The organism is Priestia sp. FSL P4-0332 (assembly GCF_038005845.1).
Taxonomy (GTDB): domain Bacteria; phylum Bacillota; class Bacilli; order Bacillales; family Bacillaceae_H; genus Priestia.
In genome coordinates this window covers 247,501-262,849 of sequence record NZ_JBBOUA010000001.1, presented here as the reverse complement: position 1 = coordinate 262,849, position 15,349 = coordinate 247,501, and the positions used below count along the sequence as shown (strand labels likewise).

Here is a 15,349-nt window from a genome sequence, read left to right as displayed (position 1 = left end):
TTTTTTATTTTAAAGCTGCTTTTGTTAATGCACGATGGCCGATGTCTTTGCGGTAGAAAAAGCCTTTTTCTAAATCGATATGAGCCATTTGTTTGTATACTTCTTGCTGCGCTTCTTGAAGAGTTGCTCCTTTAGCACCTACTAATAGAACACGGCCGCCGTTTGAAACGTATGTGTCGTTTTCTAAAGCTGTACCAGCGTGGAAAACAAGCGCGTCTTCACTAATCGCATCCAATCCGTTAATTGGCGCACCCTTTTGATAATCTTCTGGGTAGCCTGCTGCTGCTAATACGATTCCGATAGCCGCTTCATCATCCCATTCAATTTCTACTTTTTCTTCTTTCAAAATGCGAAGAAGCACATCGACTAAATCGCTTTTCATACGCGGCAGTACAACCTGTGTTTCAGGATCTCCAAAACGCGCATTAAATTCAATAACTTTTGGTCCTTTTTGTGTTTGAATCAGACCAGCATATAGAATTCCTGTATACTCACAGCCTTCTTCAGCTAATCCTTTAGCCATTGGAAGTAAGATGTTTTCTACAGCCTCTTGTACTTCTGCATCACTGATTTGCGGAACAGGAGAGTAAGCTCCCATGCCTCCTGTATTCGGACCTTGATCGCCGTCAAAAGCACGCTTATGATCTTGTGCAATTACCATTGGATATACATTTGTACCGCGTACAAATGCCATTAATGAAAATTCTTCACCATCCAAAAATTCTTCTACAACTACTTTTGCACTTGCTTCTTTAAATTTTTGGTCAACTAGAAAATCACGTAATGTATCTACAGCTTCTTCCACTGTTAAAGCAACAGTTACACCTTTACCAGCCGCTAAGCCGTCTGCTTTAATAACAATTGGAGCGCCTTGCTTTTCCACATATGCTTTTGCTTCCTCGTAAGACGTAAATGTTTCATACGCTGCGGTTGGAATATCATACTTTTTCATGAGCTCTTTTGCAAAGCTTTTGCTTCCTTCAATCATCGCTGCTTGTTTGCGCGGTCCAAAGACTGGAAGACCTTCTTGTTCAAATCGATCAACAATGCCTTCAATTAACGGATTTTCTGGTCCAACAATTGTTAATCCAATCTTGTTTTCTTTTGCAAATAGCACAAGCTCTTCTTGGCTGCTTTCATCGATTGGTACAATCGTTGCCACATCTCTCATGCCCGGATTTCCTGGTGCTACAAACACTTCGTTAACAAGTGGACTTTTTGAAGCTTTCCATGCAATTGTATGCTCTCTTCCGCCTTTTCCAATAACTAAAACATTCACGTTCTTCACCTCATTAATGTTTAAAATGTCTTACGCCTGTAAATACCATTGCAATGCCGTATTCATCTGCTTTTGCAATTGACTCTTCATCACGAATTGATCCGCCTGGCTGAATAATAGCTGTGATTCCTGCTTTAGCTGCTGCTTCTACTGTATCCCCCATTGGGAAGAACGCATCTGAACCTAAAGCTGAACCTTGTGCTTTTTCACCAGCTTGTTCAATCGCAATTTTTGCAGCGCCTACGCGATTCATTTGACCAGCCCCTACGCCGATTGTCATGTCATCTTTTGCAAGTACAATAGCATTAGACTTAACATTTTTAACAACTTTCCATGCTAATTTTAAATCTGCCCACTCTTTTTCTGTTGGCTCGCGTTTCGTTGGAACAGTAATCGTTGCATCATCAAATCCGAACACATCTTCATCCTGAACAAGCACGCCGCCTTTTACAGATGTTAAGAAAGCTTCTTTTTCTGCTTTTTCATCAAGCTCTATCGTTAGTAAACGAAGGTTTTTCTTAGCTGTTAATACATCTAATGCTTCTTGATCGAACGCAGGAGCAATGATGATTTCTAAGAAAATTTCTTTTAACTGAATAGCCGTTTCACGGTCGATAGGACGGTTAGCTGCTACGATACCGCCAAAGATAGATGTAGGATCCGCTTCGTATGCTTTTTGATAAGCTTGAGCAATTGTTTCACCCACACCTACACCGCAAGGATTCATATGTTTAATCGCTACGATAGCCGGCTCTTTGAATTCTTTTACGATTTGAAGAGCTGCATTTGCATCGTTGATATTATTGTATGATAACTCTTTTCCATGCAGCTGCGTAGCTGTTGCAATAGAACCTTTTTGTGTTAACGGCTTTTTATAGAAAGAAGCTTGTTGGTGAGGATTTTCTCCGTATCGTAAGCCTTGAACACGCTCATACGTTACTGTTAATTTCTCAGGAGTTGTTTCACCTGTAATGTTTGTTAAGTATTCAGCGATTAATGCATCATAAGCTGCCGTATGACGGAATACTTTTGCTGCTAATCGTTGATTGGTTTCAAATGAAACATTGCCATCAGCTTTTAACTCTTCTACTACGGTTGCGTAATCGCTTGGATCTACTACAACTGAGACAGAACGATAGTTTTTCGCAGCTGAACGAAGCATTGTAGGTCCACCGATGTCAATATTCTCAATCGCTTCAGCAAGCGTTACATCCTCTTTTTCAATTGTCTTTTTAAATGGATATAAGTTTACAACTACAAAGTCGATTGGCGAGATATTATGCTCTTTCATTTGTGCTTGATGCTCTTCATTATCGCGTAACGCTAATAAAGCACCGTGAACGTTAGGATGCAATGTTTTTAAACGGCCGTCTAAAATTTCTGGGAAATCAGTTACTTCAGAAATTCCGATAACGTCAATACCGTTTTCTTCTAGAGTACGCTTTGTACCGCCAGTTGAAATAATTTCTACTCCTAAGTCCTTTAATTCTTGTGCAAATGAAACAATACCTTCTTTATCAGATACGCTAATAAGTGCGCGTTTTGCTGTCATTTTGTAAACTCCTCCTGATCCGATCTCTCATTTAAAATCTTTCTTTCACTACTACTCTACCATAGTAAAGGATTAAAACTTTTTTGACAAGGTTACATCCTATTTATTTAACTGCGGCTTGTTCAAATAATTCATTTAGTACCGCGGGATAAAATTGATGTTCAATTTCATGAATATGGGCCTCAACTGTTTCTCTTGTATCGCCTTTTTCAATGCGAATAGCCTGCTGATCAATAATTGGTCCTGTATCCATTCCTTCATCTACAAAATGCACGGTAATTCCAATCACTTTTACTCCTGCATCAAAAGCCTGACCAATAGCATCAATCCCAGGAAATGCAGGTAAAAGCGACGGATGAATATTAACAATACGATTTTTGTATGGCTTAAGCAACGTCGAACCAACTAATCGCATATATCCTGCTAAAACAAGAAATTCTACTTTAGCTGATGTAAGCTCTGCAAGAATTGCTTCCTCGTACGCTTCTTTATTTTCATAGTTTTTAGGCGAACAAACAAAGCATGGTATTCCACATGCTTTTGCTCGTTCAATTACGTATGCATCCGGTTTATTACAAACAACAAGCGCAATATTTGCTTTTAATCGACCTGACTGAGTTGCTTCGTAGATGGATTGAAAGTTACTGCCGTTTCCAGAAGCAAACACTGCAATATTTATCATGCAAACGTCCCTCCAGCAAATTCAACACCTGTTCCTTCTTTTACACGTCCGATAACAAATGCTTTTTCGCCTTCGTTTTCAATTGCTTCAATGACTTTATTCATATCTTCAGGTTCAACAGCTAAAACAAATCCGATTCCCATGTTGAATACTTCAAACATTTCTTTACGGTCCAGCTTGCCTTGCTCTTCAAGGAAATCAAACACGTATGGAATTGGCCAAGAACCGTAATCGATTTCTACACCTAAACCTTCAGGAAGCATACGAGGGATATTTTCAACAAATCCGCCTCCAGTAATATGAGCCATACCTGCAATCTTAGCTGCATGTAATGCTTTTAGGACCGGCTTCACGTATATTTTTGTTGGTGTTAATAACTCAACTCCAAGCTTTTCATTAAAACCAGAGTAAGTTTCGTGAAGATTTAATCCTTGATCATCAACAATTTTACGTACAAGAGAGTAGCCGTTGCTGTGAATACCGCTAGATGAAATACCGATCAACAGCTGACCAGCTTCAATCTCATCTCCAGTAATAATTTCTGACTTTTCTACTGCTCCTACTGTAAACCCAGCAAGATCATATTCATCTTCTTCGTACAAACCTGGCATTTCAGCTGTTTCTCCGCCAATTAACGCACAGTTGGATTGTTCACAGCCGTCTGCAATTCCTTTTACAATCGATTCAATTTTTTCAGGAACTGCTTTCCCGCAAGCAATATAATCTAAGAAGTAAAGAGGCTCTGCTCCTTGTGCTAACACGTCGTTTACACACATGGCAACTGCATCCACACCAATTGTGTCATGCTTATCCATTTGAAAAGCAAGCTTCAATTTTGTTCCTACTCCATCTGTACCAGAAACAAGAACAGGTTCTTTTAAATTCAATGTAGATAAATCGAACATTCCGCCAAAGCCGCCGACTGTTCCCATAATACCTGCACGAGCAGTTCGTTCTACGTGCTTTTTAATACGTGAAACAGCTTCATATCCTGCTTCTAAGTCAACTCCAGCTTGTTTATATGAATATGACATGTTGTCACTCCTTTTTTACGTTAAAACTAACAAGTTACCTTTTCATGAGGGTGTACAGTATCTGGATAAATTTCAGTTGGATACTTTCCAGTGAAACATGCCATACACTGTCCGCCGTTGCCTTCATACTGTCTGCCGATTGCATCTACTAATCCTTCGTTGCTTAAGAAAACAAGTGAATCAGCTTCAATTAATTCACGAATTTCTTCAACAGAGCGCGTAGCAGCAATTAGCTCAGAAGATGACGACGTGTCAATTCCATAAAAACATGGATTTTTAATAGGTGGTGAACTGATGCGTACATGTACTTCAGTTGCTCCTGCTTCTCGAAGCATACGAACAATGCGACGGCTTGTTGTGCCACGAACGATAGAATCATCTACCATAACAACACGTTTACCCTCTACAATTTTACGTACTGGAGACAGCTTCATTTTTACACCTTGTTCACGCAGTTCCTGTGAAGGCTGAATGAATGTACGGCCTACGTATCGATTCTTAATTAAACCTAATTCGTATGGGATACCTGACTGTTCTGCAAAACCGATCGCTGCTGAAATACTTGAATCTGGAACGCCTGTTACAACGTCTGCTTCAATTGGTGACTCAACTGCAAGTTGTTTCCCCAAATTTTTACGTGCAGAGTGGACATTGATTCCATCAATATTACTATCTGGTCTTGAGAAATAAATATATTCCATACTGCAAATTGCGCGGTTTACGTTTAATGTGAAACGTTCTGATTGAATACCTTCATCGTTAATAATGAGTAATTCACCCGGCTCTACATCACGCTCATGAACTGCTCCAACAATATCAAATGCACATGTTTCAGAAGCTACTACATAAGCATCACCTAATCGTCCAATTGATAGCGGACGCAATCCGTGAGGGTCAAGTGCAACCATCATCGTATCTTCTGTTAAGATAACGAATGCGTATGCGCCTTTAACCATTGATAAAGCATTTTTTACTTTATCTTTCATATCTTCATAGCCGCTTCGTTTAATTAAGTGAGCCAGTACTTCTGTATCCGATGTTGATTGAAAAATACTCCCTTGGTTTTCCAGCTGATGCTTTAATGCATTTGCATTAACCAAGTTTCCATTATGAGCTAACGCAAGGCTTCCGCTATGAGAGCGGAAGTGAAGGGGTTGAACATTTTCAAACCCTCCGCCTCCAGCTGTTGCATAACGAACGTGTCCAATTGCTGCTTTACCGTTTAGTTGCTCTAACTCTCCGTGGCCAAATACTTCGTTAACAAGACCGACGCCTTTCATTACTGTCACTTTTTCTCCGTCTGTTACAGCAATACCAGCGCCTTCTTGTCCGCGGTGCTGCAAGCTATGCAAACCGTAATAAGCAATCTGGCTTGCATTTTCATGTCCCCATACACCGAATACGCCACATTCTTCGTTTAAGCCTTTGATTTCAGCAAGCATGGAAGCGCTCCTTTCCAAGCAGTAGTTAATTCTTCAACTGATAATTGAACAAGAACATTTTCTTGATGTTTAACAGTTAATGTTGCGTCTTCTGTTACGCGTCCTACTAATGTTACATCTTGTACAAGCATTTCGAATTTTTCTTTATTCTCTGGAGAAACCGTTACGATAAAACGTGATTGTGTTTCACTGAATAGCTCTGCTGTTGCTTCGCCGTCTACCGTTACGTCCACACCTAATCCGCTGCCGTTCATCACTTTTTCAGCTAGGGCTACCGCGAATCCTCCTTCTGCAATATCGTGAGCAGATTGAACTGCACCTTCACGAATTGCTTGAAGAAGCTGATCTTGACGTGTTTTTTCAACTGCTAAATCTAATTTAGGTGAATGCCCAAATACCGTACCGTTTTCTAGTACTTTTTGAAGCTCAGTACCTGCGAATTCTGCTTCAGCTTTACCAATAACATAGATTAAGTCATCTTTTTGCTTCGCATATTGAGTTGTAATATGGTTGATATCGTCGATCAAACCAACCATTCCGATAACAGGAGTTGGGTAAATTGCTTCACCTTTTGTTTCATTGTAAAGAGATACGTTACCGCCGATAACCGGAGTCGATAGCTCACGGCAAGCGTCGCTCATACCGTCTGTTGCTTTTTCAATTTGCCAGAAGATTTCTGGTTTTTCAGGGTTACCGAAGTTTAAGCAGTCTGTAATTGCAAGAGGCTGTGCACCTGAACATACAAGGTTACGAGCAGCTTCTGCTACTGCAATACGGCCGCCTACTTCTGGGTCTAGGTATAAATAGCGAGAGTTACAGTCTGTTGTCATCGCTAATGCTTTATTTGTATCACGTACACGAACAACCGCCGCGTCAGATCCAGGAGATACAACTGTGTTTGTACGTACTTGATAGTCATATTGGTTGTAAACCCACTCTTTGTTTGCAATAGTAGGCTGTTTTAAAAGTGTTACTAACATATCACTGTGATTTTCAACAGTAGGAGCATATGCTGATTGCTCTTGGAACTCACGATAGTATGCTGGTTCTTGAGATGGCTTGTGGTACACCGGTGCATCTTCTGCTAATGCATCTACAGGAACATCTGCGACTACTTCTCCGTTATGAGTTAAACGAAGGCGCTTATCGTCGGTTACGTGACCAACTGAAACCGCTTCTAATCCGTATTTTTCTACGATTTCTACGATTTCATTTTCACGGCCTTTTTCAACAACGATGAGCATGCGCTCTTGAGATTCTGAAAGCATCATTTCATATGGTGTCATACCTGTTTCACGCTGAGGTACAAGATCAAGGTTCATTTCAATACCAGAACCTGCTTTACTTGCCATCTCTGCTGAAGAACTTGTTAAGCCCGCAGCACCCATATCTTGAATACCGACTAAAGCGTCACACTTGATAAGTTCTAAGCAAGCTTCAAGAAGAAGTTTTTCCATAAATGGATCTCCTACTTGTACAGCAGGACGCTTTTCATCTGACTGATCAGATAGTTCTTCAGAAGCGAATGTTGCCCCGTGAATACCGTCGCGGCCCGTTTTTGCTCCTACGTACATAACCGTGTTGCCAACGCCTTTAGCTTGACCTTTTTGAATGTCTTCGTGATTAATTAAACCCACACACATAGCGTTAACAAGCGGATTTCCTTCATATGAAGCTTCAAACTGAATTTCTCCGCCTACTGTTGGGATTCCTACACAGTTACCGTAACCTGCGATTCCCGCTACTACTTCCTCAAACAAATGACGAACCTTTGGAGAAGTTAATTCACCAAAACGCAAAGAGTTTAAAAGTGCAATCGGTCTTGCTCCCATTGAAAAGACGTCACGAATGATACCACCTACACCAGTTGCTGCTCCTTGATAAGGTTCAATCGCTGATGGATGGTTATGACTTTCGATTTTAAATACAACGGCTTGGTTGTCACCAATATCAACGATACCAGCTCCTTCACCAGGACCTTGTAATACTTTTTCACCCGTGATAGGGAATTTTTTCAGTACAGGCTTAGAGTTTTTATAACTGCAGTGCTCTGACCACATAACAGAGAATAAGCCTGTTTCTGTATAATTAGGAGTACGACCAAGCAGTTGCTCTACATTCGCAAACTCTTCGTCTGTTAATCCCATGTCTCGATATAACTTTTGTTCTTTAATTTGCTCTACATTTGGTTCAAGAAGTAACGACATTTTGTTCCCTCCACTGCTTTACGATTGATTGAAATAATTTAAGTCCGTCCGCGCTTCCTAAAAGATCGCTTACCGCTCTTTCTGGGTGAGGCATCATTCCTAATACGTTGCCTGTTTCGTTCGTAATCCCTGCAATATCTTGAAGACTTCCGTTTGGATTATCACCTGCGTATTGGAAAAGAATCTGGTTGTTTTCAATCAATTTTTGTAACGTGTGTTCATCACAATAGTAGTTGCCTTCACCGTGTGCCACTGGAATAGCAATTACTTCATCTTTGCCATAAGCATTTGTAAACATTGTTTCGTTATTAGCTACTTTCAAATTCACTGTTTTACAGATGAATTTTAAGTTTTCATTACGGCGCATAGCACCTGGCAGTAATCCTGCTTCTAATAAAATTTGGAATCCATTACATACACCTAGTACTGGCTTTCCTTGGCTTGCTGCTTTTTTTACAGCGTCCATTACATTTGAGAAGCGAGCGATAGCACCTGAACGAAGGTAATCTCCATATGAGAAACCACCTGGAAGCAAGATACCATCATATTGATCTAATGATTCTGTATCGTGCCAAACGTAATCTACTTCTTCACCAAGCTCATCTTTGATAGCATGATACATATCGACGTCACAGTTTGATCCTGGAAAAACAATTACAGCAAATTTCACTGTACGACAACCTCCTCAACCTCGTAACGGTAATCTTCAATTACTGTATTAACTAAAAGCTTTTCACACATTTCTTTTACGCGTTCATCTAATGAATCTGTGCTGTCGATTGTTAGCTCTAAAAATTTACCGATGCGTACTTCTTCTACTTCTTCATAAGACATACGGTGCAATGAATTTTTAACGGCTACTCCTTGAGGGTCTAATACACTTTCTCTTAATGTGACAAATACTTTTACTTTATACATGGTTGGGTTATCCTCCGATTCGCTGTAAGATTTTTTCGTATGCTTCTGTTAAACCGCCTAAATCTCTGCGGAATACATCTTTATCTAATTTTTCGTTCGTATGAACATCCCAGAAGCGGCAAGTGTCAGGTGAAATTTCATCCGCTAAAATAATGTCGCCTTGAGAAGTACGGCCGAATTCTAATTTAAAATCCACTAAGAAAATATCTTTATCTTTGAAAAATTTCGATAATATTTCGTTAATTTGAAGTGCTTGTGCCTTTAAACTATCAATCTCTTCTTGAGTTGCAGCTTTAAGGAAAATCGCATGTTCTGCAAGAATTAATGGATCACCAAGCGCATCATCTTTGTAGTAAAGTTCAACGATTGGCTGTTCAAAACGAATACCTTCTTCTACGCCAATTCGCTTCGCAAGGCTTCCTGCTGTAGCATTTCGTACAACAACTTCAAGCGGGACAATTTCTACTTTCTTAACCGCTTGTTCATGATCTGAAAGCTGCTTCACAAAGTGAGTTGTAATCCCTTGCTCATGTAACATTGAAAATAGTAAACTACTAATTTGATTGTTCAACTGTGCTTTTCCGCTAATCTCCGCTTTTTTCTGACCGTTGAATGCTGTAGCTTCATTTTTATAAGCAACCCACAATACATCTTGCTCATCAGTAGCGTAAATCTTTTTCGCTTTTCCTTCATAAAGTAACTCTTGCTTTTCCATGCTGTCACCTCTACATACAGAATATTCAGATACACTTTCTTAGATAAAGGCAAGGACGTGCCTTGCCTTTTTTATTAAAGACCTAAACGTTCAAAAATCATATCTACATTTTTTAAATGGTGCTTATGATCGAAACAATCTTCAATCTCTTCTGGTGATAAGTGGCGAGTAATACGTTCTTCGCCTTCAATTAAAGAACGGAAAGGAACTTGCGTTTCCCATGCTTCCATTGCTTTTGGCTGTACTAAGTCGTATGCTTCTTCGCGTACCATGCCTTTATTGATTAGTGTTAACAGTACACGCTGTGAGTAAATTAATCCTAGTGTACGATCCATGTTGCGCTTCATGTTGTCAGGGAATACTGTTAAGTTTTTAACAATGTTTGCAAAACGATTTAACATGTAATTTAAAGCAATCGTTGCATCAGGTAAGATGACACGCTCTGCCGATGAATGAGAGATGTCACGCTCATGCCAAAGCGGTACATTATCATAAGCTGTAACCATATAGCCGCGAATTAAGCGAGCAAGTCCCGTTACGTTCTCAGAACCGATTGGATTACGTTTATGAGGCATTGCAGATGATCCTTTTTGACCTTTTGCAAAGTACTCTTCAACCTCACGTGTTTCACTCTTTTGAAGACCTCGAACTTCTACTGCAAATTTCTCAATAGATGTCGCAATTAACGCTAGGACTGACATATAGTGTGCATGACGATCACGCTGTAATGTTTGCGTAGAGATTGGTGCTGGTGAAATTCCTAACTTCTCACATACGTATTTTTCAACGAAAGGATCGATGTTAGCGAACGTTCCAACTGCTCCTGACATTTTACCGAATTCCACTTCAGCTGCTGCACGTTTTAAACGCTCTAGGTTACGCTTCATTTCTTCGTACCATAATCCCATTTTCAAACCAAATGTCGTTGGCTCAGCGTGTACACCGTGCGTACGTCCCATCATAACCGTATACTTATGTTCTTGAGCTTTTTCCTTTAGTACTTCTACAAAGCGCTCTACGTCACTTAGCAAGATTTCATTAGCTTGCTTTAATAAATAAGATAGAGCTGTATCAACTACGTCAGTTGAAGTCAAACCGTAGTGTACCCACTTGCGCTCTTCACCAAGCGTTTCAGATACTGCACGAGTGAAAGCTACTACGTCATGACGCGTTTCTAGTTCAATTTCATTGATGCGGTTAATATCAAAAGATGCATTTTGACGAATTAACTTCACATCTTCTTTCGGAATATGTCCTAATTCTGACCATGCTTCGCAAGCTAGAATTTCAACTTCTAACCAAGCTTTAAATTTATTTTCTTCTGTCCAAATAGCTGCCATTTCTGGTCTTGTATAACGTTCAATCATGTTGTTACTTCCTCCGTTCTTTCCCAAATTCCTAGAGATTCGGCTTTTTCTATCGCCTCATCTATCTTATCAGCTAATACCGTGATATGTCCCATTTTTCTCTTCTCTTTTGCAACTTTTTTTCCGTACAAATGCAAGTGCATATCATCTAAACATTCGATTTTTGCCATTGTGTTCTCAATATGTTCCCCTAATAGATTAACCATAACAGCAGGTTTTAATAAAGTCGGCTGTGCTAGGGTCCAGTTACAAATGGCTCTTACGTGCTGTTGAAATTGAGAAAGATCACAAGCATTGATTGAATAATGACCTGAATTATGAGGTCTAGGTGCCATTTCATTTATATAAAGCTGACCTTCTTCAGTTAGGAACATCTCAACTGCTAATGTACCAACTAAATCTAATCCTTTTGCTATTTCTTGCGCATATTGAAGAGCTTTCGCTTCTTGATCTGCTGTAATACGTGCCGGAACAATTGTTTGGTGTAAAATATGATGCTTATGAATGTTCTCAGCTACTGGTAAACATACCGTTTCGCCTTTTGCATTGCGGTGCACAATAACTGATACTTCTTTATCTAAATTCATCCACTGTTCTACAATACATTCCGATTGCGCTAATAGCTCAGCTGCTTCACGAATATTATTTTCATTTTTCACTAGAACTTGCCCTTTACCGTCATATCCGCCTCGGCAAGTTTTTACAACACAAGGATAACCAATTGTTTCGACAGCTTTTAAAAGTTCTTCTTCAGTCGTAACGATTGCGTAGTCAGGAACGTCTAGATTAAGCTTTGTAATCATTTCTTTTTCTAAACGACGATTTTGTGTAACGGCTAGTAAATGACTGCCTTGTGGCACGTAGCATTTTGTTTCTAGCCATTTCATCATCTCAACATCAACGTTTTCAAATTCATAGGTGATGACATCTGACACTTCAGCAAGCTGTTCAACCGCTTTTCTATCATCATAGTTGCCAATGACTTTAATATCTGCTACTTGACCGCAAGGAGAATCTTCTGTTGGTTCAAGCACTGCAATGTAATAACCCATTTCTTTAGCAGATAGTGCAATCATTCTCCCAAGCTGTCCACCGCCTACGATTCCAATTGTTTTACCAGGAGGTATAAGTAAATTAGACAAGTTGATCACTACTTTCTAACACAGATGATTTAATAGACTCTCTACGATTTTCAAGTTGATCACTTAACGTTGGATCCTGTGTTGCTAAGATTTGTGCTGCTAGCAACCCAGCGTTCGTAGAACCAGCTTTTCCAATAGCTACTGTAGCTACCGGTACGCCGCCTGGCATTTGAACAATCGATAAAAGTGAATCTAAACCGTTTAAGTTACTTGATTTAACCGGTACACCTATTACAGGTAAAATTGTTTTTGCAGCAATCATACCAGGTAAGTGAGCAGCGCCACCAGCGCCAGCAATAATAACTTTAATCCCTCGTTCTTTAGCAGTTTCAGCGTACTCAAACATATAATCCGGCGTTCGATGTGCTGATACAACTTTCTTTTCATATTCAATATTTAATTCATCTAAAATGTCACACGCATATTTCATAGTGCTCCAGTCTGACTGACTGCCCATTACAACAGCAACTTTTACATTCATGAATAAAAGCTCCTTTTTCACGTTATAAAAAAACCTAGGGTACGTTATGGCTCACTAAAGGAAAGCCACAACTACCCTAGGTTTCATGTATCAACATTCCTTTTGAAAAGGAATCTTGTTTACCTATTTAGTAATTGTACTCTCCTCATAGTCCAATGATTTACGGTCATCGGGTAGAAACTCGTGGGCCATATTCCCACTATTATATGAGGTTTCGGATATCTCAATTGACAACTTAATAATAACAGCCAAACCAGAAAAAAGTCAACCCAAAAATCGAATGTTTACTATTTTTATCATTAAAATGTTCGTATTTAGAGACTTTTGCCCTCGAAAACAATCTGTTGTCTTACTGGAACGTACTCTTTTTTACCATTTATTTCTTTTTCTTCAAAGATAGGCTTTTCCATACGTCGAACGGGCATATACCCGTCTTTTTTCATCCGATCTAAACAACTTGCGATTGTTTCATTTTCCTGTAATTCGTATAGTACTTTTTTTGATTTCTTACCCAAAATGCAGCCTCCAGTTCGAAAGAAGTTTCTTACAACGTCAAAAAGAACTTTTATAATAAAAAATTAAATGAATCCACTATAGTGTAACATAATTTAAAAGTTAAATTCACGCTGTAATTTTTAGAAACAAAAAAGACTAGTCATTGAATGACTAGTCTTTTTATTGGCCTGGCAACGTCCTACTCTCACAGGGACAAAGTCCCAACTACCATTGGCGCTAAAGAGCTTAACTTCCGTGTTCGGTATGGGAACGGGTGTGACCTCTTCGCTATCGCCACCAGACAAGAGATTGTTCTCTCAAAACTAGATAACAGTTTGCTGAGTAAAGCTTACGCTTTTAAAGTTTGGTTAAGTCCTCGATCGATTAGTATCAGTCAGCTACACATGTCGCCACGCTTCCACCTCTGACCTATCAACCTGATCATCTTTCAGGGATCTTACTAGCTTGCGCTATGGGAAATCTCATCTTGAGGGGGGCTTCATGCTTAGATGCTTTCAGCACTTATCCCGTCCACACATAGCTACCCAGCGATGCCTTTGGCAAGACAACTGGTACACCAGCGGTGTGTCCATCCCGGTCCTCTCGTACTAAGGACAGCTCCTCTCAAATTTCCTACGCCCACGACGGATAGGGACCGAACTGTCTCACGACGTTCTGAACCCAGCTCGCGTACCGCTTTAATGGGCGAACAGCCCAACCCTTGGGACCGACTACAGCCCCAGGATGCGATGAGCCGACATCGAGGTGCCAAACCTCCCCGTCGATGTGGACTCTTGGGGGAGATAAGCCTGTTATCCCCGGGGTAGCTTTTATCCGTTGAGCGATGGCCCTTCCATGCGGAACCACCGGATCACTAAGCCCGACTTTCGTCCCTGCTCGACTTGTAGGTCTCGCAGTCAAGCTCCCTTGTGCCTTTACACTCTACGAATGATTTCCAACCATTCTGAGGGAACCTTTGGGCGCCTCCGTTACATTTTAGGAGGCGACCGCCCCAGTCAAACTGCCCACCTGACACTGTCTCCCGGCCCGATCAGGGCCGCGGGTTAGAATTTCAATACAGCCAGGGTAGTATCCCACCGACGCCTCCACCGAAGCTAGCGCTCCGGCTTCTCAGGCTCCTACCTATCCTGTACAAGCTGTACCAAAATTCAATATCAGGCTACAGTAAAGCTCCACGGGGTCTTTCCGTCCTGTCGCGGGTAACCTGCATCTTCACAGGTACTATAATTTCACCGAGTCTCTCGTTGAGACAGTGCCCAGATCGTTACGCCTTTCGTGCGGGTCGGAACTTACCCGACAAGGAATTTCGCTACCTTAGGACCGTTATAGTTACGGCCGCCGTTTACTGGGGCTTCGATTCAGAGCTTCTCCCAAAGGATAACCCCTCCTCTTAACCTTCCAGCACCGGGCAGGCGTCAGCCCCTATACTTCGCCTTGCGGCTTCGCAGAGACCTGTGTTTTTGCTAAACAGTCGCCTGGGCCTATTCACTGCGGCTCTCTCGGGCTATACACCCTACCAGAGCACCCCTTCTCCCGAAGTTACGGGGTCATTTTGCCGAGTTCCTTAACGAGAGTTCTCTCGATCACCTTAGGATTCTCTCCTCGCCTACCTGTGTCGGTTTGCGGTACGGGCACCTCCCGCCTCGCTAGAGGCTTTTCTTGGCAGTGTGGAATCAGGAACTTCGGTACTATAATTCCCTCGTCATCACAGCTCAGCCTTTATGATGAGCGGATTTGCCTACTCATCAGCCTAACTGCTTGAACGCGCATATCCAGCAGCGCGCTTACCCTATCCTACTGCGTCCCCCCATTACTCAAACGGCGGGGAGGTGGTACAGGAATATCAACCTGTTGGCCATCGCCTACGCTTTTCAGCCTCGGCTTAGGTCCCGACTAACCCTGAGCGGACGAGCCTTCCTCAGGAAACCTTAGGCATTCGGTGGACAAGATTCTCACTTGTCTTTCGCTACTCATACCGGCATTCTCACTTCTAAGCGCTCCACCAGTCCTTACG

The 15,349-nt window shown here is 41.1% G+C and carries 13 protein-coding genes, 2 rRNA genes and 1 riboswitch (1 of these 16 cut by a window edge); all 15 genes read right to left on the bottom strand.

Annotation, left to right across the window (positions count from 1 at the left end):
* Positions 1-4: 4 nt before the first annotated feature.
* Positions 5-1,279 (bottom strand): phosphoribosylamine--glycine ligase, encoded by a 1,275-nt coding sequence (gene purD / locus MKY06_RS01465; RefSeq protein ID WP_013055045.1) that lies wholly within the window; start codon positions 1,277-1,279, stop codon positions 5-7.
* A gap of 13 nt (positions 1,280-1,292) precedes the next feature.
* Entirely contained in the window at positions 1,293-2,831 is a 1,539-nt protein-coding gene (gene purH, locus MKY06_RS01460) for a bifunctional phosphoribosylaminoimidazolecarboxamide formyltransferase/IMP cyclohydrolase (RefSeq protein ID WP_013081443.1), read from the bottom strand.
* 103 nt (positions 2,832-2,934) lie between these two features.
* Complete coding sequence (gene purN, locus MKY06_RS01455; protein ID WP_013055043.1) at positions 2,935-3,513, bottom strand: phosphoribosylglycinamide formyltransferase; 579 nt, start codon at positions 3,511-3,513, stop codon at positions 2,935-2,937.
* Complete coding sequence (purM, locus tag MKY06_RS01450; protein WP_013055042.1) at positions 3,510-4,547, bottom strand: phosphoribosylformylglycinamidine cyclo-ligase; 1,038 nt, start codon at positions 4,545-4,547, stop codon at positions 3,510-3,512. The genes purN and purM overlap by 4 nt, the downstream gene beginning before the upstream one ends.
* A gap of 26 nt (positions 4,548-4,573) precedes the next feature.
* Positions 4,574-5,989: an amidophosphoribosyltransferase gene (purF, locus tag MKY06_RS01445; protein WP_013055041.1), complete on the bottom strand. Its 1,416-nt coding sequence runs from the start codon at positions 5,987-5,989 to the stop codon at positions 4,574-4,576.
* Complete coding sequence (gene purL / locus MKY06_RS01440; RefSeq protein WP_013055040.1) at positions 5,965-8,196, bottom strand: phosphoribosylformylglycinamidine synthase subunit PurL; 2,232 nt, start codon at positions 8,194-8,196, stop codon at positions 5,965-5,967. Before purL ends, purF begins: the two co-directional genes overlap by 25 nt.
* The gene (purQ, locus tag MKY06_RS01435) at positions 8,180-8,866 is read right to left on the bottom strand and encodes a phosphoribosylformylglycinamidine synthase subunit PurQ (protein WP_013055039.1); all 687 of its coding nucleotides are present in this window, start codon (positions 8,864-8,866) and stop codon (positions 8,180-8,182) included. The genes purL and purQ overlap by 17 nt, the downstream gene beginning before the upstream one ends.
* Entirely contained in the window at positions 8,863-9,114 is a 252-nt protein-coding gene (gene purS / locus MKY06_RS01430; RefSeq protein ID WP_013055038.1) for a phosphoribosylformylglycinamidine synthase subunit PurS, read from the bottom strand. Before purS ends, purQ begins: the two co-directional genes overlap by 4 nt.
* A 7-nt stretch (positions 9,115-9,121) precedes the next feature.
* Positions 9,122-9,829 carry a phosphoribosylaminoimidazolesuccinocarboxamide synthase gene (gene purC / locus MKY06_RS01425; protein WP_013055037.1) on the bottom strand — a complete coding sequence of 236 codons (708 nt, stop codon included), beginning with the start codon at positions 9,827-9,829 and terminating at the stop codon, positions 9,122-9,124.
* A gap of 74 nt (positions 9,830-9,903) precedes the next feature.
* A complete protein-coding gene (gene purB / locus MKY06_RS01420; protein ID WP_013055036.1) occupies positions 9,904-11,196 on the bottom strand; it encodes an adenylosuccinate lyase in 1,293 nt (430 codons plus the stop codon).
* Complete coding sequence (gene purK, locus MKY06_RS01415) at positions 11,193-12,338, bottom strand: 5-(carboxyamino)imidazole ribonucleotide synthase (protein WP_013081438.1); 1,146 nt, start codon at positions 12,336-12,338, stop codon at positions 11,193-11,195. The genes purB and purK overlap by 4 nt, the downstream gene beginning before the upstream one ends.
* Positions 12,331-12,819: a 5-(carboxyamino)imidazole ribonucleotide mutase gene (purE, locus tag MKY06_RS01410; protein ID WP_013055034.1), complete on the bottom strand. Its 489-nt coding sequence runs from the start codon at positions 12,817-12,819 to the stop codon at positions 12,331-12,333. The genes purK and purE overlap by 8 nt, the downstream gene beginning before the upstream one ends.
* A 128-nt stretch (positions 12,820-12,947) precedes the next feature.
* Positions 12,948-13,049, bottom strand: a riboswitch (purine riboswitch).
* Positions 13,050-13,133: 84 nt separating this feature from the next.
* Positions 13,134-13,334: an NETI motif-containing protein gene (locus MKY06_RS01405; RefSeq protein WP_057240125.1), complete on the bottom strand. Its 201-nt coding sequence runs from the start codon at positions 13,332-13,334 to the stop codon at positions 13,134-13,136.
* 166 nt (positions 13,335-13,500) lie between these two features.
* Positions 13,501-13,616 (bottom strand): 5S ribosomal RNA (gene rrf / locus MKY06_RS01400).
* A gap of 62 nt (positions 13,617-13,678) precedes the next feature.
* Positions 13,679-15,349: ribosomal RNA gene (locus tag MKY06_RS01395) — 23S ribosomal RNA — on the bottom strand; it runs 1,265 nt beyond the window's last position.